The organism is Flavobacterium sp. CR10 (assembly GCF_055814415.1).
In genome coordinates this window covers 314,713-336,989 of sequence record NZ_CP185985.1, presented here as the reverse complement: position 1 = coordinate 336,989, position 22,277 = coordinate 314,713, and the positions used below count along the sequence as shown (strand labels likewise).

Annotated in this window: 23 protein-coding genes; all 23 read left to right on the top strand. The window is 28.5% G+C overall.

Annotated features, from left to right (window positions below; all coding sequences use genetic code 11):
• Window positions 1–22 precede the first annotated feature (22 nt).
• The 23 genes from ACNRYB_RS01590 to ACNRYB_RS01480 all read left to right on the top strand — a co-directional run bounded on the left by ACNRYB_RS01590 (window position 23) and on the right by ACNRYB_RS01480 (window position 22,271).
• Window positions 23–1,339, top strand: coding sequence for a hypothetical protein (locus ACNRYB_RS01590; RefSeq protein ID WP_129747940.1), 1,317 nt, complete (start codon window positions 23–25; stop codon window positions 1,337–1,339).
• Between the two features lie 43 nt (window positions 1,340–1,382).
• On the top strand, window positions 1,383–2,372 hold the full coding sequence (locus ACNRYB_RS01585; protein WP_473729061.1) for a WaaS/CpsH family glycosyltransferase: 990 nt from the start codon (window positions 1,383–1,385) through the stop codon (window positions 2,370–2,372).
• The gene (locus tag ACNRYB_RS01580; RefSeq protein WP_129747938.1) at window positions 2,362–3,546 is read left to right on the top strand and encodes a hypothetical protein; all 1,185 of its coding nucleotides are present in this window, start codon (window positions 2,362–2,364) and stop codon (window positions 3,544–3,546) included. The genes ACNRYB_RS01585 and ACNRYB_RS01580 overlap by 11 nt, the downstream gene beginning before the upstream one ends.
• Window positions 3,547–3,626: 80 nt before the next feature.
• On the top strand, window positions 3,627–4,433 hold the full coding sequence (locus tag ACNRYB_RS01575; RefSeq protein WP_473729060.1) for a glycosyltransferase family 2 protein: 807 nt from the start codon (window positions 3,627–3,629) through the stop codon (window positions 4,431–4,433).
• Entirely contained in the window at window positions 4,423–5,001 is a 579-nt protein-coding gene (locus ACNRYB_RS01570; protein WP_129747936.1) for an acyltransferase, read from the top strand. Before ACNRYB_RS01575 ends, ACNRYB_RS01570 begins: the two co-directional genes overlap by 11 nt.
• A gap of 11 nt (window positions 5,002–5,012) precedes the next feature.
• Window positions 5,013–6,146 carry an NAD-dependent epimerase/dehydratase family protein gene (locus ACNRYB_RS01565; RefSeq protein ID WP_129747935.1) on the top strand — a complete coding sequence of 378 codons (1,134 nt, stop codon included), beginning with the start codon at window positions 5,013–5,015 and terminating at the stop codon, window positions 6,144–6,146.
• A complete protein-coding gene (locus ACNRYB_RS01560; protein ID WP_129747934.1) occupies window positions 6,143–7,183 on the top strand; it encodes a WaaS/CpsH family glycosyltransferase in 1,041 nt (346 codons plus the stop codon). The genes ACNRYB_RS01565 and ACNRYB_RS01560 overlap by 4 nt, the downstream gene beginning before the upstream one ends.
• Before the next feature lie 5 nt (window positions 7,184–7,188).
• On the top strand, window positions 7,189–8,154 hold the full coding sequence (locus ACNRYB_RS01555) for an MraY family glycosyltransferase (protein WP_129747933.1): 966 nt from the start codon (window positions 7,189–7,191) through the stop codon (window positions 8,152–8,154).
• On the top strand, window positions 8,151–8,576 hold the full coding sequence (locus ACNRYB_RS01550) for a cupin domain-containing protein (RefSeq protein WP_129747932.1): 426 nt from the start codon (window positions 8,151–8,153) through the stop codon (window positions 8,574–8,576). Before ACNRYB_RS01555 ends, ACNRYB_RS01550 begins: the two co-directional genes overlap by 4 nt.
• Window positions 8,569–9,690 (top strand): DegT/DnrJ/EryC1/StrS family aminotransferase, encoded by a 1,122-nt coding sequence (locus ACNRYB_RS01545; protein ID WP_129747931.1) that lies wholly within the window; start codon window positions 8,569–8,571, stop codon window positions 9,688–9,690. The genes ACNRYB_RS01550 and ACNRYB_RS01545 overlap by 8 nt, the downstream gene beginning before the upstream one ends.
• 28 nt (window positions 9,691–9,718) lie before the next feature.
• A complete protein-coding gene (gene rfbC, locus ACNRYB_RS01540) occupies window positions 9,719–10,267 on the top strand; it encodes a dTDP-4-dehydrorhamnose 3,5-epimerase (RefSeq protein ID WP_129747930.1) in 549 nt (182 codons plus the stop codon).
• A complete protein-coding gene (gene rfbD, locus ACNRYB_RS01535; protein ID WP_129747929.1) occupies window positions 10,267–11,112 on the top strand; it encodes a dTDP-4-dehydrorhamnose reductase in 846 nt (281 codons plus the stop codon). The genes rfbC and rfbD overlap by 1 nt, the downstream gene beginning before the upstream one ends.
• Before the next feature lie 61 nt (window positions 11,113–11,173).
• Window positions 11,174–12,058, top strand: coding sequence for a glucose-1-phosphate thymidylyltransferase RfbA (gene rfbA / locus ACNRYB_RS01530; RefSeq protein ID WP_129747928.1), 885 nt, complete (start codon window positions 11,174–11,176; stop codon window positions 12,056–12,058).
• 107 nt (window positions 12,059–12,165) lie between these two features.
• Window positions 12,166–14,109, top strand: coding sequence for a polysaccharide biosynthesis protein (locus ACNRYB_RS01525; protein WP_410501068.1), 1,944 nt, complete (start codon window positions 12,166–12,168; stop codon window positions 14,107–14,109).
• A gap of 133 nt (window positions 14,110–14,242) precedes the next feature.
• A complete protein-coding gene (locus ACNRYB_RS01520) occupies window positions 14,243–15,106 on the top strand; it encodes an ABC transporter permease (RefSeq protein ID WP_473729059.1) in 864 nt (287 codons plus the stop codon).
• The gene (locus tag ACNRYB_RS01515; RefSeq protein WP_473729058.1) at window positions 15,107–16,387 is read left to right on the top strand and encodes an ABC transporter ATP-binding protein; all 1,281 of its coding nucleotides are present in this window, start codon (window positions 15,107–15,109) and stop codon (window positions 16,385–16,387) included. It begins immediately after the preceding gene.
• 28 nt (window positions 16,388–16,415) lie between these two features.
• A complete protein-coding gene (locus tag ACNRYB_RS01510) occupies window positions 16,416–17,282 on the top strand; it encodes a glycosyltransferase family protein (protein WP_473729057.1) in 867 nt (288 codons plus the stop codon).
• Window positions 17,279–18,118, top strand: coding sequence for a polysaccharide pyruvyl transferase family protein (locus ACNRYB_RS01505; protein WP_473729056.1), 840 nt, complete (start codon window positions 17,279–17,281; stop codon window positions 18,116–18,118). Before ACNRYB_RS01510 ends, ACNRYB_RS01505 begins: the two co-directional genes overlap by 4 nt.
• The gene (locus ACNRYB_RS01500; protein WP_473729055.1) at window positions 18,115–19,152 is read left to right on the top strand and encodes a glycosyltransferase family protein; all 1,038 of its coding nucleotides are present in this window, start codon (window positions 18,115–18,117) and stop codon (window positions 19,150–19,152) included. The genes ACNRYB_RS01505 and ACNRYB_RS01500 overlap by 4 nt, the downstream gene beginning before the upstream one ends.
• Window positions 19,153–19,269: 117 nt before the next feature.
• Entirely contained in the window at window positions 19,270–19,833 is a 564-nt protein-coding gene (locus ACNRYB_RS01495) for a beta-1,6-N-acetylglucosaminyltransferase (protein WP_473729054.1), read from the top strand.
• On the top strand, window positions 19,778–20,134 hold the full coding sequence (locus tag ACNRYB_RS01490) for a beta-1,6-N-acetylglucosaminyltransferase (RefSeq protein WP_473729053.1): 357 nt from the start codon (window positions 19,778–19,780) through the stop codon (window positions 20,132–20,134). Before ACNRYB_RS01495 ends, ACNRYB_RS01490 begins: the two co-directional genes overlap by 56 nt.
• A gap of 11 nt (window positions 20,135–20,145) precedes the next feature.
• Complete coding sequence (locus ACNRYB_RS01485) at window positions 20,146–21,222, top strand: glycosyltransferase family 2 protein (protein ID WP_473729052.1); 1,077 nt, start codon at window positions 20,146–20,148, stop codon at window positions 21,220–21,222.
• 59 nt (window positions 21,223–21,281) lie between these two features.
• Complete coding sequence (locus tag ACNRYB_RS01480) at window positions 21,282–22,271, top strand: glycosyltransferase family 2 protein (RefSeq protein WP_473729051.1); 990 nt, start codon at window positions 21,282–21,284, stop codon at window positions 22,269–22,271.
• Window positions 22,272–22,277 lie beyond the last annotated feature (6 nt).

Genomic DNA, 22,277 nt, shown 5'->3' with positions numbered 1-22,277 from the left:
TTAAATAATTCAAAAAAAATTAATGAAAAATAATTTGACTTTAATAGTTGAAAATGTTCTAAAATCTATATCCATAGATAAAAAATATAAAGAGTATGCCTTAGAAGAATCTTTGATAACCTTTAAGTATTTAAAAGAGGTAGGTTTACGTAATACGATTTGGTGGAAAAGTCTTGTTAAATTATTTGTAGGGTTATTAAAAAAAATAATATTTTCTAAAAAGATACTTTTAGAGAATAATTTCAAGAAAGATAAGTACAAAATATTAGTTGCAATTAATTTTTCAATTGCTGATACAAGGCATTCTAAAATTTTACTAGATTTTATCAATGAGTATCCTAACAAGTTAGATTTGCTTATTGTTACAAATCATAAATGTGTTGAAGAATACTGTGTAAAAAATAATTTTTCTTACATATTTTTTAAAACCTCTGATTATAATTTTAATTTTGGTGATTTATGTAGTGGTTACACTATTAATGAGAGTTTTATTTTTACAGAATATAGAGAATATATTGATTTTTTAACTGCTCTCTATAGCAAAGTAACGCCGAAAGTGGTAATTACGACACAGGATTTTTTATTGCCTGATTTTTATTTCGCCAAGGTTGCAAATTTTAACAATATCCAAACAATTACTCATCAACACGGTGAAATACCAAATTCGGAAAAATCTCTTTATAGTGTGCTCTTTTCAGATTATTTTATGTGTTGGGGAGAAATCTCAAAAGAAAGATTGAAGTTTAGTTTAGCTGAAGATAGGATCAAAATAGTGGGAACAACTAAATTTAATAAAATTAGAGAGAAAGGCAATTCTACTGAAGGAGCTATTTTAATCACTCCGACTGTTTTTCCATTAAATAAATTCAAATCTATTTTAAAAAGTATTTTAATTGAAATTAAAGAATTTAACGGAATAATAATAAAAATACATCCAACTCAAGATATAAAGAAAATTAAAGATGTGATTAGCGAAATATGTAGATTAAATGAGATCAAAACTGACATAAAAGTTGTTGGAAATGAACAAGGGCTAATAGATTTATTAGATAAAGCTTTTGTTTTAATCAATATTAATTCGGGCGCATATTTGGAAGGAGTCTTATCTGGGACATCTTTAATTGAACTTGATATTGATGGAGTTAGTAGCCCATTATTTGAAAATACGGATGCATTTATGAAAGCCAGTGATTTGAAAAATGAAATACTTAAACGAAAGTTGGATTTAGAATATAATGAAACTATAATTAGAAACCAAAATCTATTACTAAAAAAGAATATTTTTTCATCTAATTTGGAAACTGAATTTGAGTTTGTCAAAAGTTTATTAGGAAGTTAATTCTACTAAATGATTAATTTTATTAAAACAAGCAAAATACGATATGCCTAATAATTTTCAAAATAAAAAAATTTTATTTATTGGTCCAATTTTTCATAATTACCATACTTTAATTAAGGAAAAACTGGAATTGCTAGGTGCTACGGTTGATTTTTACGCTGAAAGAAACTATGGCTGGAAATTTAAAATTATAAATAATTTTTTTAAAAATCATTTGAATAAGTTTCAAAATAAACATTATGATTCGATTTTAGTAAATTCTAAAGATGTCGATTATGATTTTTTATTTGTGATTAGAGGTTATATGCTACCATACGATTTTGTCCATAAGTTCGAGAAATTGAATCCAAAAGCAAAAACAATAATGTATCAGTGGGATTCTAATGAGGCAAATTCATTTTCAAATGTAGCCACTTTATTTCATGAAGTTTATTCATTTGACTTTAAAGATTGCAATGATATGCCCTTTATAAAATATCTTCCGTTATTTTATACAGATGACCTTATTCCTTACAGAGAAGCTAAGCAAAAAAAAGAATATGATTTTTTCTTTATGGGGTGGTGTTTTCCAGAAAGGTACGATGCGGTTATTTCTTTTAGAGAGTTTACAATTGCCAATAATTATAAATTAAAGGCCTTTTTATACATGCCATTTTCATCATATTTAAAAGAAATTTTAAAGGGTAATTTTCTTGATAGGTCTATTGTTTCTTTTGTTCCAATGAATAGGGCTAACTATTTAAATATTTTGTCCAAATCAAAAGTTATGGTAGACGTTAGTAATCCGAGACAAACAGGTTTAGCAATGAGAGTAATTGAAGCTATTGCCATGAATGTTAAAGTTTTAACCAATAATGAGAATCTCAAACATGATCAACTTGTTAAAAATACAGCAATTTTTTCTTTTTTTAATGAAAAGAATGTATTCGTTCAACATGACTTTATAAAAGAATATTTGTCAGTAAATTCAGATAATTCAATGTTGTCTATAGAACTTTGGTTAGAAAACATATTTGGAAATAATGAAAACTAAGTGGTTTACCAATCCTTTTTACTTATATATATTTAGTTTTGTTTTAATTTTCTTTATATATAATTTAAAGTGGTCCAATGCTTATCCAGATTTAACAATTTCTGTTGGTCTTTTTTTAACCTTTACATTTTTGATTTCCTTTTTTTTGGGAAGAATGATCAGAAATACGAATATATTTGTTTTAAAGAAGATTAACTCTGATGCAAAAAATAAGTTTGTCCTTTTATTAGTAACTATATCTTATGCGATAGAATTTATAGACAATAGAGGTATTCCTTTTGTTTTATTGTTTACTCATGGTGGAAGTTATGGCGATTTTGAAGGTATACCTGTTTTTCATGTTTTTCTGGCATCTTTCACAATTTATTATACAATTTATATCTTTCATCAATTTTTATGTAATCGCAATAAAAGACTGTTGTTTTATTTTTTATATTTTTTATTATTTCAATTATGGGTTGTTAGTAGAGGAACCATATTTTTTATTCTATTAGCATGCTTATTTTTGTATTTATTTAATATTAAGATTATTAAATTAAGGGCATTACTTTATTTATTATTATTTATTTTAAGTGTTTTTTATTTATTTGGTGTTCTTGGTAATTTAAGATCAGTAAGTAGTAGAGAAAATGAGGAAATGATTTTGGACATAACAAGTGCTGATGATACGTTTAAAAGTAGTAACATACCAAAAGAATTTTATTGGTCTTATTTATATTTGGCCTCCCCTCTAGGTAATCTGCAAAGCGTTGTTAATAGTGCACATTCACAGAAGGAAGTTGATGTGACATCATTTAATCGTTTTATGGTTAATTGTATTTTTCCCGATTTTTTGGGGAAGAGACTTGCAAAATTACAAACAAATGAAACAGAAAATTTAAGTGATTACTTTGTTTTTGAAATTATTAATGCACCAACAGTCTATTCATTACCATTTATGTACTTAGGTTGGTTAGGACCTATTCTAATGTTCTTTTTTATGACTTTTAATGTTTTTTTATTCATGATTATAAAGAATTCTTCATATTTTCATTCAGGTTTTGCTATTTTACTATCCATGATTTTTTTCCAAGTTTTTAATAATTTTTGGATTTATTCAGGAATAAGTATTGATTTGATTTATCCTTTTATCTTATCTGTTTTACACAATTTATTAATAAAAAAACAATTATAATGAGCTTCTTTAGTATTAGAATTTCTTTAATACAATATAGATTAAGTTAACTTTTTAGCTATTTAAATATATTTAGGTCAATGGATAAAATATCAATAATAATTCCAATGTTTAATTCAGAGAAGACAATACATAAATGTATGACTTCAATATTAGAACAAACTTATGATGGGATTATGGAAGTGATTGTTGTTAATGATGGTTCAACAGATAAATCAAAAGAAATAGTAGAGGATTTTATAATAAATAATAAGAGTAAGATAAGTTTTAATTTAATTAACAAATCTAATGGAGGTGTTTCATCTGCTAGAAATGTTGGATTGATGGCTTCTTCAGGGGGGTGGATTGCATTGTTGGATTCTGATGATAGATGGCTTCCTAATAAAATAGAAAATCAAATAAAAATACTTAAAGAAAATTTAAATATTGATTTTCTTGGGTGTAGCAGGAATAATGAAACACTGAAAATACTAGGTAAAAAAATTAATACTTTGCATAAAGTAAATGTAAAGGAGTTATTGATAAAAATGTATCCGCAGACTTCTACAGTAATTTTTAAGAGAATACTTTTTGAACTTTATGGAGGCTATAATGAAAAAATGACTCATGCTGAAGATGGTGAATTGTGGGTTCGTTATTGTGCCAATTCTAGTTTTTATTACTCTCCACAATCTTTAGTAGTTACGGGTGAGGGTAAGCCTAGTTTTGGGCATAGTGGATTATCTGCAAATTTAAAAAAAATGCATATGGGAAATATGTATATTTTAAAGCAAGCCCTAATTAATAAATTAATAAATGTTTGGAGCTTTTTATTGTTTTGGTTTTATTATCAAATAAAATATTTTAGAAGAATAATATTAACTAAAATTAAGTTTTATGATTTTTAAGATTTTTTGGTTTTTGAGAGGCATTTTGTATATGCCTTTTTTAGGGAAGTATGGATTTCCTTCCTATATTGGAAAACCTATCTATATTGGTAATTTCCATAGAATTTTCCTTGCTAAAAGAGTAAGAATTTTTCCAGGTTCTCGTATAGAAGTTGTTAATAACGAATCATCAATATTTTTTAAAGAAAATATTTCAATTGGTCAGAATTTTCATGTTACATCTGCTGGCCAATTAATTATTGGGAAAGACACTACAATCGCAGAAAACGTTATGATAACAAATATAGATCATGAGTATAAAGAAATTGGGGTACATATTTTAAAGCAACCTCTCATTTTTAAGGAAACAAAGATTGGAGAAAACTGTTTTATAGGGTTTGGTTCAGTAATACAGGCAGGTACTATTTTAGGAAATCATTGTATAGTTGGTTCCAATTCTGTTGTTAGAGGTTCTTTTCCTGATCACTGTGTTATAGTAGGAGTTCCAGCAAGAATAGTTAAAAGATATAATTTAAGTAAAAAAGTTTGGGACAGAACAAATCCTGATGGAACATTTATAGAAAATTAGAAATAATAAATATGAAAAACATTTTAATTACTGGAGGTGCAGGTTTCATAGGAAGCAATTTAGCCCTTAAGCTTATAGAAAAGGGACATATAGTTACTGTTTTGGATAATCTTTCAAAACAAATACACGGAGAAAATCCTCAAGAAACTTCTCCTCTTTATAAAAGTATAAAAGATAAAGTTACTTTTATTGAAGGTACAGTAACTTCAAGAAGTGATTGGGAAAAAGCACTTCAAAATCAGAATGTAGTAGTTCATTTTGCTGCAGAAACAGGAACGGGGCAATCTATGTATTGTATAGAAAAATACACAGAAGTTAATATCCAGGGAACAGCAATAATGCTTGATATATTAGCAAATAATGAGAATTCAGTTGAGAAAATTGTAATTGCCTCTTCTCGTTCAATTTATGGAGAAGGAAAATATAAACATCCAAAGTTGGGAATTGTTTATCCGACACATAGAAATGAAAATGATATGTTAGCAGGAAATTTTGAGCTTACTTTTTCAGATAAAGAAGAGCTTGAATTGTTGGCAACTGATGAGGATTCAAAAATTCATCCTTCTTCTGTTTACGGAATTACAAAACAAAACCAAGAGCAAATGATAATGACCGTTTGCCCAACAATAGGAATCGCTCCGGTAGGATTTAGATACCAAAATGTTTATGGACCAGGGCAATCTTTGTCAAATCCTTATACAGGTATTTTATCTATTTTTTCTACACAGATTAGAAATAATAATCCAATCCAGATTTTTGAAGATGGTAAAGAAACAAGAGATTTTGTTTTTATAGATGATGTTGTTGCTGCAACAATTCTTGGAATTGAAAAAGAAGAAGCAAATGGACATGTTTTTAATGTTGGTACTGGTGTTGCAACAGATGTACTTGAAGTTGCAAATTCATTGATAAAAGCTTATGAAATTGAGGTGCCTGTTACTGTTACGGGAAGATTTAGGTTAGGTGATATTCGTCATAATTTTGCAGATTTAGCGAAAATTAAAGAACGTTTAGGTTTTGAGCCAAAAGTATATTTCAAAGAAGGAATACAAAAATTTTCTGCTTGGGTACTACAGCAAGAAATCCAAGAAGATAAATTAAGTAAGTCTCTTGAGGAAATGAAGAAGAAAGGTCTTTTAAAATGATAATTGACGAAGTTCTTAAAAATAAAAACATTTTGTTTTTCTCTGTTCAGACTTTTAATCTTGAGAAAGAAATTTTAAGTAAATTACAGCAGTTAGGAGCAAATGTTGATTACTATGATGAGAGACCTTCAAACAATAACTTTACAAAGGGAATTATCAGACTTAAGAGAGATTTACTTCAAATAAAAATAAATAAGTACTATAATAAAATTTTACACGATACAGGTGTTAAAAAATATGATTACTTGTTTGTAAATAAAGGAGAAGTTGTTCCTGAATTTTTTTTAAGCGAGTTTCAAAAACAACAACCTCAGTGCCAATGCATTTTTTATACTTGGGATTCTTTTTCAAATAACAAAAATGCACTGGCAATTTTGAAATATTTCCATAAGAAATTTTCATTTGATTCAGATGATGCTGTTAAATTTGGACTTAAATTTAGACCGCTTTTTTATTTAGACTTTTATCAAGATGTAGATATAAGTTCAAAAGCAGAAATACAAAATGATTTACTTTTCTTAGGAACAGCACATTCAGATAGATATCGTATAAGCAACAATATAGTTGATTGGTGCAATAAAAATAGTATTCGAGCGTATTGTTATTATTATATGCAGGGTAGATTGGTTTATTTTTATAAAAAACTTTTTGATAAAACATTTAAAGAGTTTGATTATAAAAAATTGAGTTTTGAAAGTTTAAAAGCGAAAGATTTATTTCATTTATATCAGAGTTCAAAAGTTATTTTGGACATAAATCACCCTGGACAAAAAGGGCTGACAATGCGAACTTTTGAAACAGTGGGAGCAAGAAGGAAAATGATAACGACAAATAGCGAAATTCGAAAATATAAATTCTACGATCCTAATAATATATTTATTATCGATAGAGAAAATATAGTCTTGAATAAGGAGTTTTTTGAGTCTGAATACAAAGATATTGATGTTGCTTTATATGAAAGGATGTCACTAAAAGGATGGCTAACTTGCTTATTTGTTGAAAGTGAACCAAATATTTGGATCGAAGGAATAAATTAGATAATATGGAATATATAATAATAGGATTTATTTTAATGATATTAATGCTTCTTTATTTCAAAGTCGCTGATCGTTTTAATATTATCGACAAACCAAATCAAAGAAGTTCACATACTGAAGTAACTTTACGAGGAGGAGGAATTATTTTTTGGTTTTCTTCTTTGCTATATTTTGTACAAAATATAGAGACTAATTACTTTTTCTTTACAGGAATTACATTGGTAAGTGTAGTAAGCTTTTGGGATGATATTCAAAGTCTTTCCAGTAAAATTAGAATTTCAATTCATTTTCTCGCTATCACATTTATTTTCTTAGATCTTAATTTGTTTACACTTATGCCTATTTGGGGTGTTGTTATATCTTATGTGCTTGCCATTGGATTAATAAACGCTTACAATTTCATGGACGGTATTAATGGTATAACAGGACTTTATACTTTAGCAGTACTTGGGTCTTTATTATATGTCAATACCAAAATTCAACTGTTTACAGATGGCAGTTTCATAAAATATGGAATGATTGCGAGTCTTGTATTTTTATTTTTTAATTATAGAAAAAAGGCTAAATGTTTTGCAGGTGATGTTGGTAGTATTGCAATTGCATTTTGGATTATTTATTTAGTTTTAAAATTAATTTTAAGTACAAACTCAGTTATTTGGCTTTTGTTTTTAGCTGTTTACGGTGTTGATGCAGTTTGTACCATTTTACATAGGCTTTATTTAAAACAAAATATATTCGAAGCGCATCGTTTACATTTGTATCAAATTCTGAGCAATGAATATAAAATACAGCATAGATTAGTTTCGCTGTATTATGCATTGGCACAAATTGGGGTTTCTATTTTAGTAATATCACTTTATCAAAAAATAAACGATTATATATTATTTCCGATTATAATTGTTCCATTGCTTTTAGTGTATTCATTAAAATTTTACTTAATAAATAAAAGCAACTTAAAATTACAAGTATGAGTCCAGAAGTAATTCAGGGAGGAAATTTTTCTGATCACCGAGGAACTATTTCATATGTTAATGATTTTAGTTTTAGTGGTATTGAAAGATTTTATATCATTACTAATTCAGAAGAAAACCCAATCCGTGCTTGGCAGGGACATAAATTAGATTCAAAGAATTTTTATTGTGTAAGTGGATCTTTTAAAATCCATTTTGTCAAAATTGACAATTGGGAAAATCCTTCTAAAGATTTAACTATTGAAACAGTAGAAGTATCTGAATTTGACAGTAAAATTGTTCATATTCCTGCGGGTTATGCAAATGCAGTAGAATCATTAGAAAAAGACTCAAAATTAATATCATTTTCTACTTTGCCATTGTCCAATGTAAAAGAAGATGATGCACGATATCCTTCTGATTATTGGAATTTAAATGGGTAGAATTTATTTATCCTTATCGCAGCAAAGTGGTTTTGAAATAGAATATATTGAGAAAGCATTACAATCTAATTGGATTACTTCTGGTGGGCCAAATGTAAATGATTTTGAAGTTGAACTTCAGAATTATTTCGGAGAAGACTCATTCGTTGCAGCGTTAAACTCTGGAACATCAGCGATTCATTTGTCACTCATTTTATTGGGAGTGAAACAAGGAGATGAGGTTATTTGCCAAAGTTTGACATTTTCAGCATCTGCTAATCCGATATCATATCAAGGTGCAACTCCTATTTTTGTTGATAGTGAACCTGAAACCTGGAATATATGCCCTGAAAATCTTGAAATAGCGATTAAGGATCGGATTAAAAAAGGCAATAAACCAAAGGCAATAATTGCAGTTCATTTGTATGGGATGCCATATAAAATAGATGAAATTCATGCCATCGCTGATCGTTATGGAATTCCAATTATTGAAGATAGTGCCGAAGCACTAGGAAGTTGTTATAAAGGGAAACATTGTGGTACTTTTGGCGAATTTGGAATATTGTCATTTAACGGAAATAAAATAATTACGACCTCAAGTGGCGGTGCATTAATATCAAATTCAAAAGAAGTAAAGGAAAAAGCCATTTTTTATGCCACTCAGTCAAAAGATGATGCTATTCATTATCAGCATAGTGAAATTGGATATAATTATAGAATGAGTAATATTTGTGCTGGTATTGGATTAGGACAAATAAAGACGCTTCAAGAGAAAATAGATTCCAGAAGAAATAATCATTTATTTTATCGAGAACTTTTTTCAACTATAGAAGAAGTCGAACTTTTTGAGGCAAAAAATGAAGATTATTTTTCAAACTATTGGTTGAATACAATTTTGCTAAAATCAAGCAAAGTTAAGAATGATTTGTTGCAAGCTTTTGAAAAAGCAGACATTGAGACACGTCCTATTTGGAAACCAATGCATAGGCAGCCAATTTTTGAAAGCTATCCTTATTATGGTAATAAAATATCAGAAAAGCTATTTGAAAATGGATTATGTCTGCCTTCTGGAACAAATCTTACAAATGAAGATAAAAAAAGAATAGAAAAAGTAATTAACACTTTTTTTAATTAATTAAAATAAAAACACTTACCTAATTTATATGAAAGTTGAAGAAACGTACATTAAAGATTTAGTTATTATTGAGCCAACAGTTTTTGGAGATGAAAGAGGTTATTTTTTTGAATCTTATAGTAAAACGAAATTCGAAGATCTGGGAATTAGTATTGATTTTGTTCAAGACAATCAATCATTTTCCAAATATGGAACTTTAAGAGGATTACATTATCAAAATCCTCCTTTTGCACAAACTAAATTAGTACGTGTTTTAGAAGGTGAAATTATTGATGTTGCTGTAGATTTAAGAAAAGATTCTCCTACTTATGGAAAATCATTTAGTATTTTACTTTCAGCAGAAAATAAAAAGCAATTGTTAGTTCCTCAAGGCTTTGCACACGGATTTTCAGTGATCAGTGAAACAGCATCAGTAATGTATAAGTGTGATCAATTTTATAATAAAGCTTCAGAAGGAGGAATCAAATATGATGATCCATCTTTAAATATTGATTGGGGAATGGATTTGAATGATGCAATTGTTTCTGATAAAGATCAGATTCTGCCTTTTATTGAAAACTGTAATAGTCTATTTTAATGAAAAAAATTCTTGTAACGGGCGCAAATGGTCAATTAGGATCAGAACTTTCAGTTTTATCATCAAAATACCCAGAATATGAATGGATTTTTGCAGATAGAACAAAAATCACATTAGACAATTTAGATCTTTTGCCTATTCAGTTAAATGAAATTAAGGCAGATGTGATTTTGAATTGCGGTGCTTATACTGCGGTTGATAAAGCTGAAACAGAAAAGGAATTGGCTTTTACAGTAAATTCTTCGGCGGTAGAAATAATTGCAAAATATGCTGCGGAAAATAAAATGAAGTTAATCCATATTTCTACAGATTACGTTTTTGATGGCACTTCTTCTGTCGCATTAGATGAAGAAGCATTAACAAATCCTATAAATGTGTATGGCGAAAGTAAATTGGCGGGAGAAACTGCATGCTTGAAACAAAATCCTGATTCGATTATTATAAGAACTTCTTGGGTTTATAGTAAATTTGGAAACAATTTTGTTAAAACAATGCAACGCTTAATGCAAGAAAGACAGGAAATTAGTGTCGTAAATGATCAAGTTGGTTCGCCAACTTATGCAGCTGATCTAGCACAGGCAATGATCGATATTGTTAATTCAACAAATTGGATTTCAGGAATATATAATTTTTCTAATGAAGGGGAAATAAGTTGGTATGAATTTGCTTTGAGTATTAAAGAGTTAGGAAGTTATAATTGTAAGGTAAACGGCATTCCATCTTCTTCTTATCCAACTCCAGCAAAAAGGCCAAATTTTTCATTGTTAGATAAAAAGAAAATAAAGTCAATTTATAATTTGGAAGTTCCATATTATAAAGAAAGTTTAAAAAAAATATTTGTATAATAGAATTTGAGTTTTATCTTCTTGTTAAAATTCTGATTTTTAGAAACTAAAATTAAAATTTATGAAAGGTATTATATTAGCAGGAGGTTCTGGCACAAGATTACATCCATTAACTTTAGCGGTAAGTAAACAGTTAATGCCAGTATATGATAAACCTATGATATACTATCCGCTGTCAACACTTATGATGGCTGGTATTAATGAAATTTTGATTATTTCAACACCTCATGATTTACCTCATTTCAAGAAGCTTTTAGGAGATGGAAGTACAATAGGATGTAAATTTAGTTATGCAGAACAACCAGATCCAAATGGTTTGGCTCAGGCTTTCGTAATTGGAGAAGATTTTATAGGAAAAGATAAAGTAGCCCTAGTATTAGGAGACAATATCTTTTTCGGAACAAATATGCAGCAACTTTTAAAAGATAATGCTAATCCAGATGGAGGAGTTGTATTTGCTTATCACGTTGCAGATCCTGAAAGATATGGAGTTGTAGAATTTGACGAAAACAAAAATGCAATTTCAATAGAAGAAAAACCTGTGGAGCCAAAATCTAATTATGCTGTTCCTGGCCTTTATTTCTATGATAATTCTGTAGTAGAAATTGCTAAAAATATTAAACCAAGTGCTCGTGGTGAATATGAAATAACAGATGTTAATAAAGTTTATCTGGAAAAAGGACAGTTAAAAGTTGGGATATTAAGTAGAGGAACTGCATGGCTAGACACAGGAACATTTAATAGCTTAATGCAAGCCGGACAATTTGTTCAGGTTATTGAAGAAAGGCAAGGTCTAAAGGTTGGCTGTATCGAAGAAATTGCATGGAGACAAGGTTTTATTAATGATGAACAGCTTGAAAAATTGGCCCAGCCATTGTTGAAATCTGGTTACGGATTATATCTGATTGATTTTTTAAAACAAAAGAGAAAAAGTGTTAAAATTTAATTTGTATCTTTAACTAATTGTTTAAAACGTTTAATTTGTATTTTTGTATAAAAGTCAGAATACAGGCATTAAAAAAAGTTCAATTGAATACAGATAAACCAAATAGCATAACCTCATTGTTGTATAATACTTTTTCACCAAGAAATCTTCGGGCTAACATAAATAATCTTAGCTACCTGCCTAGATGGATTATTGTTGGAATAGATGTAATGGTTTTGGTTTTTTCTTTTTGTCTTACCTATTTGCTTTTTGAAGGGACAGCAATAGGATATCTCATAACATCGCATAATTTTTACTTTGTTGCAGGATTAATTATTGTGAATGTGTTCTTTTTCTGGCTTTTCAGAACTTATTCAGGGATTATTAGACACTCTTCCTATATAGATGCAATAAAATTGTTGTTTTCACAGATGTCTGTGCTCGTATTTTTCTTATTTATAAATTTAGTATTTGAATTATACACGGGACATAAAGCCTTTTTGAATACTGCACTTTTTATCAACTTAGTTTTGTCATTCTGCGGACTATTCTTATATCGTGTGGTGGTAAAACAAACTTTTGAAATGTATTTTTCAGAAAAAGCTACCAGCAAGTTAATAAGAACTGTAATTTATGGTACAGATGCAAATGCGATTTCTGTCGCAAATGCTTTAAAATTCGAAACACCGTCTCGATTTAAAATTGTTGGCTTTGTTGATAAGAATAATCAGAATGCATCTAAACGCATGTTAGATCTGCCAATATTAATTTTAAGAAAAAAACTTCCCGCTTTAATGCGTTCGGTTGCTGCTGAAGGTGTAATTATTGCAGATAAAAGCTTAACAAAAGACGAACAGCTTATTATTGTTGATCAATGTTTAGAATTTAATTATAGAGTATATACTGTTCCACTTATATCAGATTGGGAAAATCAAAAAGAAATCTCCCAAAAAGTAAAAAATATTCAAATTGAAGATTTACTTGAGAGAAAACCGATAGTTCTAGATAGTAAATCAATTTCTAAACAATTAAAGGACAAAACGATTTTAATTACTGGAGCGGCGGGATCAATTGGAAGTGAAATTGTAAGGCAGGTTTTGAATTTCAATCCAAGAAATGTAATAATTTTGGACCATGCAGAGACGCCATTACACAATTTGTGTCTAGAAACTCAGGCAATGAATTTCAGTACAAAGATTGTAGCAGTAATTGCGGATGTAAGGAGCAAGAAAGCTTTGGAAAAAGTTTTTAAAAATTACAATCCACATGTTGTTTTTCATGCAGCGGCTTATAAGCATGTGCCTTTGATGGAGGAAAATCCTTCTCAGGCAATTCAAACTAATATTAAAGGGACTAAAAACCTTGCCGATTTATCTTGTAAATACAAGGTTAAGAAATTTGTAATGGTTTCTACAGATAAAGCTGTTAACCCAAGTAATGTAATGGGGGCTAGTAAACGTATTGCAGAAAAATATGTACAGTCTTTATTCTTAAAAAATCAAACAGAAAATGTTGAAGGGGGTACAAAATTTATTACTACTCGTTTCGGAAATGTTTTAGGTTCAAATGGATCTGTTGTTCCATTATTTACGAAACAAATTTCAGAAGGTGGGCCAGTAACAATTACACATCAGGATATTATACGTTATTTTATGACAATTCCTGAAGCTTGCCAGCTTGTATTGGAAGCTGGAGCTATGGGTAATGGTGGTGAAATTTATATTTTTGACATGGGAAAACCAGTTAGAATTATTGATTTAGCTAGAAAAATGATCAAATTAGCCGGTTTCATTCCTGACAAAGAAATTAAAATTAAAATTGTTGGTTTAAGACCCGGAGAAAAACTTTACGAAGAATTATTAAATGATACCTCTAAAACTCTTCCAACATATCATAATAAGATTATGATTGCACAAGAAATTCAAGACGAATATGAAACTCTCCATAATGACGTTGATGAATTAATAGGAATTGCTGATTTTTACGAAAATGATGATATTGTTGCAAAGATGAAAAAGATAGTTCCAGAATTCAAAAGTATGAATTCAACCTTTGAAGTTCTAGATAAATAAGATCAAACGAAAATAAATTCAAATATAGTCAAGAGGTGTTTTTTTTAAACGCCTTTTGACATTTTTAAACAAATTTTAAAATGTTAAAAATCTTGTTAAAATTTTTAAATTAAGATTTTTATGCCCCTTTTAAATGGATTCTAAAAATACAAATGACTGGTTGTTTGAGATAACGCCCAAGAATAAATTTTTCTCGCTCAATTTTAAAGAAATTTGGCAGTATCGAGATTTACTAATGCTTTTTGTTAAGAGAGATATTATTACAGTTTATAAGCAAACTGTTTTAGGTCCCCTATGGTATTTAATACAGCCTTTATTTACTTCTATTACTTTTACGATTATTTTTAATAATGTTGCAGGGATCAAGACAGGATCTATTCCTCCATTCTTATTTAATCTTGCAGGGATAATGGTCTGGAATTATTTTACCGCTTGTTTGAATGGGACTTCAGATACTTTTAAATCGAACGCTAGCATATTCGGAAAAGTATATTTTCCTAGAATTATTACTCCTTTATCAATAGTGATTTCGAATTTAATAAAATTTGGAATTCAATTTGGCATATTTATTTTCTTTTACATTTTCTTTTATTTCCAAGGAGCAGATCTAAATCTAAATTTATCAATCTTGTTTTTTCCAATCTTAATTGCATTTATGGGGATTTTGGGACTAGGTTTAGGTATGATGATTTCTTCAATGGTCACAAAATATAGAGATTTAAATAATTTAGTTGGTTTTGGAGTACAACTATTAATGTATATATCCGCAGTAATGTATCCGATGGAATTAATAAAAGAAAAACTTCCAAAATTTGGTTGGATTGTAGAATACAACCCATTGGCTTATGTTATAGAAACTTCTCGTTATATGCTTTTAAACATTGGAAGCATATCAACTTTAGGTTTAATATATTCAATAACAGTTACAATTGCAGTTTTCTTTATTGGATTATTGGTTTTTAATAGAACAGAAAAAAGCTTTATAGATACTGTATAAATGAAAGACATCATATTAAAAGCTGAAAATATTTCTAAACAATATCGTTTAGGTCAAGTTGGGACAGGTACTTTAAGTCACGATTTAAATAGATGGTGGCATAAAATTCGAGGAAAAGAAAATCCATATTTAAAAATTGGTGATACAAACGATCGCTCTACAAAAGGAACTTCTGATTATGTTTGGGCTTTACAACATATTAACTTTGAAGTTGAAAGAGGCGAAGTTTTAGGAATTATTGGAAAGAATGGAGCTGGAAAGTCTACGCTTTTAAAAATTCTTTCAAAAGTTACCGCACCAACTACAGGTAGTATAAAATCTCGAGGACGTATCGCTTCTCTATTAGAAGTTGGCACGGGGTTTAATGGAGAAATGACTGGTCGAGAAAATATATTTCTAAATGGAGCCATTTTAGGAATGACCAAAAAAGAAATTACTTCAAAACTTGATGAAATTATTGAATTCTCAGGATGTGAACGTTATATTGACACTCCGGTAAAAAGATATAGTTCTGGAATGACAGTTCGATTAGCGTTTGCTGTTGCTGCTTTTTTGGAACCTGAAATTCTAATTGTAGATGAAGTTCTCGCTGTTGGTGATGCAGAATTTCAAAAGAAAGCAGTTGGAAAAATGCAGGAAATTGCAAAAGGAGAGGGAAGAACTGTTTTGTTTGTTAGTCATAACATGGCAGCTGTGCAAGAATTATGTACTAAAATTATAGTAATGAATCGAGGAGGGATTGAATTTGAAGGAAATGTTGAGAAAGGAATTAATTTTTATTTGTCTTCTAAAGTTCAACTTACTCCGTTTAAAGAATTTACATTACCTGAATTGTATAAAGCTAAAATAAACTATTTTGAAATTTTAAATGATAAACGAGAATTAATGACTCAGTTTTCTTCAGGGGAACAAATCATTTTTAGAATTTCAATAAATATAAAATCAGAAATAAGAAATCCCATATTTAGCTTGAGATTAAGCGATTTATCAAATGTAAATATTATAACTTGGAGAAGTAATGACTACATAGAAGAATCTTTGCCTAAAAATAAGGGTGATAATATGATCATAGAAATTAAAACTCATAATTTGTATTTATTAGATGGAGTTTACACCATTTCAATGAGTGTACTTGATGGTAAAGAATCACTTGATTTTCATGAAAAATTTTTGGAATTTGAAATTTTTCCTTCCAAACCAAATCCAGATTTTAATTTTATTACAAAAGAAAAATCATCGAAAAGTTTAATATTTTATCCTGCTGAATGGAATGTTAGTTAAAGAGAAGATTCTTCAATTTATTCAAAAAATGAAAATTCAGAAGAGGATTAGAAATTATCAGATAAAAAAAATTTCTACATTAGCTGTTATTTATTATATTCCGAAGACCAATACAGAAAAGTATAATAATTGGAGTGATGGTTTTACAAGTGCGGTAAAACTGCTTGAAGATGAATTTAATGTTACTTGGATTAATCTTGCAGATCAAAGCCCAACAGCAAGGGATTTAAATGTCTTTGATTTTTTAATTGTCAAAAGTTGTTGGAATTGGATTGTTGATCGTTACATTCGATCGCTTGAAGGTTTAAATACACCAAGAGGTATTATGATATCATGCTCAAAAAATAATATACAAAGAGATTGGATGCTTTTTTATGATATTTTGTGGTATGAAACAAATTGGTATAAAAAATTTATTAGTACGCATCCATATGTTTACCACGCTTTTGGAATCAATTCTGAAGTGTTTCATAATAAAAATTTGGATAAAATATATGATGTAGTAAGTATAGGGGCTTTAACAGCATATAAAAGACATAATGAAATTCTAAAAATACCAGGGCATAATAAATTAGTAATAGGAAATACGAATGAACAAGATTCCCGACAGATTATTGATGAGTTAGAAAAAGAATCGGTTACGGTCTTAGATTATGTCTCCCAAGAAAAACTATCAATGATTTTAAATCAAACGAAATTGGTCTACATTCCAGCAGAAATAAATGGTGGAGGTGAAAGAGCCGTTCTTGAAGCACGAGAGTGTGGAGCAGAAGTTCTCGTTCAAAAAGATAATCCTAAGCTAGAAGAACTTTTAAAGACGGAAATTTGGGATCAGTTTTATTATTCAAATCAATTGAAAAAAGGCATTTTTGTTGTCCAAAATAAACTCTCATGAATTTAATCTACTTTAAGGCACAAACTGGAAATTTTGGCGACGATTTAAATCCATGGATTTGGGAAAAGCTTTTAGGGAATTTTGAATCTTACGATAATAATGTAGATTTTGTTGGAATTGGTTCTATATTAGATGAAAGATTAAATAACGGAAATCAAAAAAAGGTAATTTTTGGATCAGGTATTCGGGGTTTTCAGTTTGTTTGTAATGAAAATATTGATATAAGATTTGTTAGAGGCCCAATCTCTTCTAAATGCATAAACAATGTGCCTTATATTACAGATAGTGCTTATTGTTTAGCTCTACTAGAAAGAAATGATAGTAATCAGAAAAAAAAATATAATTGTTCAATTGTTCCTTACTTTAGACATATTAAAATTATAAATTGGAAATTGTTTGAAAAGTTAACAGGTATACATGTTATTTTACCTAACGATACAATTGAAAATATACTTGAAGAAATAGGTGCTAGCAAAAAAATTATTGCTGGTGCTATGCATGGAGCAATAATTGCAGATATCTTAAGAGTTCCTTGGAAAAGATTAAAATTAGGGAAACATGGATATGAAAGTCTTCTAATATCTGAAATTAAATGGTGTGATTGGCTTTATTCAATGGAAATTTTTGAAGAAATGGAAACATTAGAAGTTAATGATAAGCTATTTAAAAATTCAAGAATTGCAAGTTTTGTTTCTGGAATAATTCAGTTTTTGGAATTACTAAAAAAAGTTAATTCCAAAGGAAAATTTTATTTATCTTCAAATGATGTTTTTAAAGAGAAGGTTAATCAATTGAAGAAAGAAGTTGAAAGATTTATTTTTGATTATAAAAAATGAAAATTTTTTTACCATTTCCAAAAGATGCAAACAATTATTTTGATGAGATAATTAAATACAGCAAATCAGAATTTGTATTTGATCACTATAAAAATTATAATTCTTCATTTAAGATTGTTAATATTCATTGGCCTGAGAGCATTTTTAACTGGAAATTATTTTCAGTTGAAGATTTAAATAATTTCGAGATAGCTCTTTTAGATTGGAAAAAGCATTCGAAAATTATTTATACAGTTCACAATCTTAAGCCCCACGTAGAGTACAATTTAAATCATAAAAGATTGTATAAACTGATTGCCGAGAATGCAGATGTTTTTATTCATTTAGGGGAGTATAGTAAACAAATGTTTCAAAAACAATTTAAAAGTGCCTCTCATTGTGTTATAAGGCATCCTTTATACAGCAATTCATTTTCAATATTCAATAAAAACGAAGCAAGAAACTTATTAAAGATTAAAAGTGATGCTTTAGTAATTATCGCTCCAGGAAAAATTAGAAATAAAGCTGAAAAAAAAATGATTTTGAAAGCTTTTGGAGCAATTAGAAAGAGAAAAAAAATCTTAATAGTTCCAAATATGTACAAGAAAAATATTTGGGGTAAACTTCCAGGGTATTATAAATTAAAAAAAATATTTAATAGACCATTTTTTTTTAAAAAACCTAATCCAAGATATTTTTTTGATTATCGTTTTAAGAGTCATGAAGAATTAGCATTAATGATGTCAGCGTCAGATATCGTATTTATTCCCAGAATAGAGATTTTAAATTCAGGAAATGTTTTTTTGGGACTTACTTATGACAAAATAATTATTGGACCAGATCAAGGAAATATAAAAGAGCACTTAGAAATATTTGACTTTCCAATATTCAATCCTTACTCAACTAAGTCAGTAAAAAAAGCTTTAAGGGATGGAATTGATCGGTTAGAGAAAAAGAATCATAAAATTAATGCGATAAATTTAGAACCTTTTTTTCCGGTTAATGTAGCTGCTAAATTTGATGATTTAGTAAATAAAACTGCTTCAGAAATATAATTTTATCAAATTGAGAGAAATTAAAAATTTGATAAGATCAAAAAAGCACATCCTGATAATTCTATTTTTAAATTTAAAGACGATTTTCAGATTATGGCCTTTATAACATCAGAATTAATGCAAAATAAAATTAAAGTAGCTTATCTCATAACAGCCTATCATGATTATGAACATTTAAAAAGATTAATAACAGCTTTAAATGATGCCAAGGTTTATTTTTTTGTTCATATTGATAAGAAATCTGTAATGCCAGTAGATTTGGATGAATTTAAAAATATTAAGTTTATCAAAAGACACAAAGTTTGGTGGGGAGGCTGGTCGCATCAAAAAACAATTCTTAATTTAATGATAGAGGCACTTAAATACAGTTGCGATTATTATGCTTTAATTAGTGGAAGTGATTACCCAATAAAGAAAAATGATTTTCTGTATTCATTATTAAGTGAGGGCGGAGAATTTATAAGCATAAAAGAAGGATTTCCTGCTGAATTTAAAAAAAAATGGATAACCAATTTTTATTTTGATCTGTTTTATCGTAGAAAGCCCAATAAACCAATTTTGATTAAAATCTTGTTGCGTTTGGAGAAAAAAATTAGTTTTTATTTTCCTAAAAAGGAATACCCATTTGAGAGGATTTTTTTTTGGTCCAACTTGTTGGATTCTAACACATTCAACAGTTAACTATATTCTCGATTTTTTAAAATCAAATCCAGAGTATGAGAGATTTTTTAAAAACTCTTTTTGCAGTGAAGAAATTTTAATACCAACAATTATTGGAAATTCGAATATTAAAAATTTAAAGGGAAACTTAACCTATGTTGATTGGTCAGTAACTCCAGGACCAGCTTTTATTTCAGATAAACATCGTAAAGTTTTTGAGGAAAGTATTGTTCAAAATGAATATGGAGATAATTGTGCGTTTTTTGCAAGAAATTTAAAAATGAAAGCACGGGAATTATACATTACATTGACAATAATTTGAGAGTATAATTTATGATAACAATAATTTATCCATATAGAGATAGAGAGCCTGAGCGAGTTAAACGTTCTGTAGATTCGCTGAAAAGCCAGACAAATTCTAACTTTGAAGTTGTTTTTGTAGACTATGGCTCAAATTCAGTATCAGCATCCAATATTAAAGACTTAGTAGCTAATTATAAATTTGTAAAATACATTTATAATTATTCAGAATTTCAGCCTTGGTCAAGAGCTAAAGCAATTAACATCGGACTAAAAAATGCTACCACAGAGTACATATTTACAGCTGATGTTGATATGATTTTTAGTCCAAATTTTGTTTGCAAACTCCATGAATTAAAAAATCCACTTAAAGGCTATTATTTTAAAGTTGGTTTTTTGAATGAAAAAGAATCAGAATCTGATAAGAAATTTCAAGATTTTGAAATTGATTTTAGCAGTGGAGTTGGCGCGCAAGGATTATCATTGTTTCATCTTAATAGTTTGAAAGAAGTAAGAGGATATGATGAGTTTTTGCATTTTTGGGGAGCTGAAGATATCGATATTCATAATCGATTAGAAAAAAATGGGGTTGAAAGTATTTTTTATTCACAAGATATTTTAATGCTCCATCAATGGCATACCAGCTATAGAAAAGAAGAAAAAAAAGTGCTTACAAAAGATCTGCAACTGACAGATATTATAAAAATAAATCATCAAAAACTGTTAGCAAATACCAAAAATAAGGGAGCACAAATTAATAATATAAACTGGGGAGCTGGTATTTGTAAAAATGATTTTGAGATTTTAAAAAAGGACAAGCAAGAAAAAATAATGCTTAATAAAAAAGAGGTTGTCAGCCACTTTCTGTTTTGTGAATTACCGAATTTTGAAGACGATATTTTAAACATTAGTTTTATGGAAGATCCTTTTCAGAATTCTCTGAAATATAAACTAAAGAAAATTCTAGGCAAAAAAGTTCCTAAATATTATACTTTAAAAGAAATTAATGATTTACTGTTGCTTCATATTATTTCTTTTTATCATACTTTTCCTTACTTGTACGAGGTCAGTGAAGAATTAAATAGTATCAGATTCAAAATAAAAAAATAAGTTATTAGAAAAGCAGTCTCAAAAGAATTGACCAGTTTCGAAAAGAAAATATAAATCTCATGAATGAGCCTAAAGTTTCTGTAATAATTCCAACCTATAATCGTGCACACATTATTAGTGAGACGCTAGATAGTATGCTAAACCAAACTTATCAAAATTGGGAATGCATTATTGTCGATGATGGTTCAAATGACGATACAGAAAACATAATAAATAAATATTTAAAAGACGATAATCGTTTCAAGTTTTACCGCCGTCCAGATGATCGTTTAAAGGGAGCAAATGCTTGCAGGAATTTTGGACTTGAGAGGAGTAAAGGAGAATATATAATGTTTTTAGATTCAGATGATATTTGTGAATCTTTTTGTTTAGAAGAAAGATTAAATACAATAAAAGCACATCCGTCTATAGATTTGTTAATAAGAGATGCCTCCTTGCTTATAGAAAATATTAAACATACTTTTTCAATTAATAAAGATCCTGAAAATAATAGTAGCGAAAACTATTTAAAAATGTTTTTAAGCTATACAATTCCATGGCCAATTATGGCATGCTTATATAAAAAAAGTAGTATTAGGAATTGTAAGTTTGATGAAAATTTAAAACGATTTCAAGATTTAAGTTTTAATATCAAAGTGCTTTCGCAGACAGATCAAATAAAAGTACATAGATATTATGGGATTGATACTTACTATAGAGATGATAAACAGAAGGTTATTAGCCCGAATTTTATAAAAAATGTCATAAATTCTTTATTTCTTTTTTCTCAGATACATTTTGACTTGATTGAAGAGCAGAGTTATAAAGTTGATTTTAATAAGTTTCGTTCTAAAATTTTAATTCAACTTATAGTGCCAAATTTTGATCAAAATAAAAAAGAATCAAACCAATTTTTCAGATCGTTTTTAAGAAATAAAGATTATACAATAAAACAAAGGGTCTTAATTTTTATAATACAGTTTTCTTTAAATACAGGGTTATTTAATCTAAAAAGAGTTGGAATGTATAGTCTGACAAACAAATTAAAAATATCACTAAATATAAAATAGTTTAAT

What these genes read in the sequence shown, in the direction of transcription:
- ACNRYB_RS01585 (WP_473729061.1), top strand. Translation starts at nt 1,383, where the DNA reads ATGCCTAATAATTTTCAAAATAAAAAAATTTTATTTATTGGTCCAATT.
- ACNRYB_RS01485 (WP_473729052.1), top strand. Translation starts at nt 20,146, where the DNA reads ATGATAACAATAATTTATCCATATAGAGATAGAGAGCCTGAGCGAGTT.
- rfbA (WP_129747928.1), top strand. Translation starts at nt 11,174, where the DNA reads ATGAAAGGTATTATATTAGCAGGAGGTTCTGGCACAAGATTACATCCA.
- ACNRYB_RS01550 (WP_129747932.1), top strand. Translation starts at nt 8,151, where the DNA reads ATGAGTCCAGAAGTAATTCAGGGAGGAAATTTTTCTGATCACCGAGGA.
- ACNRYB_RS01480 (WP_473729051.1), top strand. Translation starts at nt 21,282, where the DNA reads ATGAATGAGCCTAAAGTTTCTGTAATAATTCCAACCTATAATCGTGCA.
- rfbC (WP_129747930.1), top strand. Translation starts at nt 9,719, where the DNA reads ATGAAAGTTGAAGAAACGTACATTAAAGATTTAGTTATTATTGAGCCA.
- ACNRYB_RS01565 (WP_129747935.1), top strand. Translation starts at nt 5,013, where the DNA reads ATGAAAAACATTTTAATTACTGGAGGTGCAGGTTTCATAGGAAGCAAT.
- ACNRYB_RS01545 (WP_129747931.1), top strand. Translation starts at nt 8,569, where the DNA reads ATGGGTAGAATTTATTTATCCTTATCGCAGCAAAGTGGTTTTGAAATA.
- ACNRYB_RS01580 (WP_129747938.1), top strand. Translation starts at nt 2,362, where the DNA reads ATGAAAACTAAGTGGTTTACCAATCCTTTTTACTTATATATATTTAGT.
- ACNRYB_RS01560 (WP_129747934.1), top strand. Translation starts at nt 6,143, where the DNA reads ATGATAATTGACGAAGTTCTTAAAAATAAAAACATTTTGTTTTTCTCT.
- ACNRYB_RS01495 (WP_473729054.1), top strand. Translation starts at nt 19,270, where the DNA reads ATGCAAAATAAAATTAAAGTAGCTTATCTCATAACAGCCTATCATGAT.
- rfbD (WP_129747929.1), top strand. Translation starts at nt 10,267, where the DNA reads ATGAAAAAAATTCTTGTAACGGGCGCAAATGGTCAATTAGGATCAGAA.
- ACNRYB_RS01590 (WP_129747940.1), top strand. Translation starts at nt 23, where the DNA reads ATGAAAAATAATTTGACTTTAATAGTTGAAAATGTTCTAAAATCTATA.
- ACNRYB_RS01500 (WP_473729055.1), top strand. Translation starts at nt 18,115, where the DNA reads ATGAAAATTTTTTTACCATTTCCAAAAGATGCAAACAATTATTTTGAT.
- ACNRYB_RS01505 (WP_473729056.1), top strand. Translation starts at nt 17,279, where the DNA reads ATGAATTTAATCTACTTTAAGGCACAAACTGGAAATTTTGGCGACGAT.
- ACNRYB_RS01515 (WP_473729058.1), top strand. Translation starts at nt 15,107, where the DNA reads ATGAAAGACATCATATTAAAAGCTGAAAATATTTCTAAACAATATCGT.
- ACNRYB_RS01555 (WP_129747933.1), top strand. Translation starts at nt 7,189, where the DNA reads ATGGAATATATAATAATAGGATTTATTTTAATGATATTAATGCTTCTT.
- ACNRYB_RS01570 (WP_129747936.1), top strand. Translation starts at nt 4,423, where the DNA reads ATGATTTTTAAGATTTTTTGGTTTTTGAGAGGCATTTTGTATATGCCT.
- ACNRYB_RS01520 (WP_473729059.1), top strand. Translation starts at nt 14,243, where the DNA reads ATGGATTCTAAAAATACAAATGACTGGTTGTTTGAGATAACGCCCAAG.
- ACNRYB_RS01575 (WP_473729060.1), top strand. Translation starts at nt 3,627, where the DNA reads ATGGATAAAATATCAATAATAATTCCAATGTTTAATTCAGAGAAGACA.
- ACNRYB_RS01510 (WP_473729057.1), top strand. Translation starts at nt 16,416, where the DNA reads ATGAAAATTCAGAAGAGGATTAGAAATTATCAGATAAAAAAAATTTCT.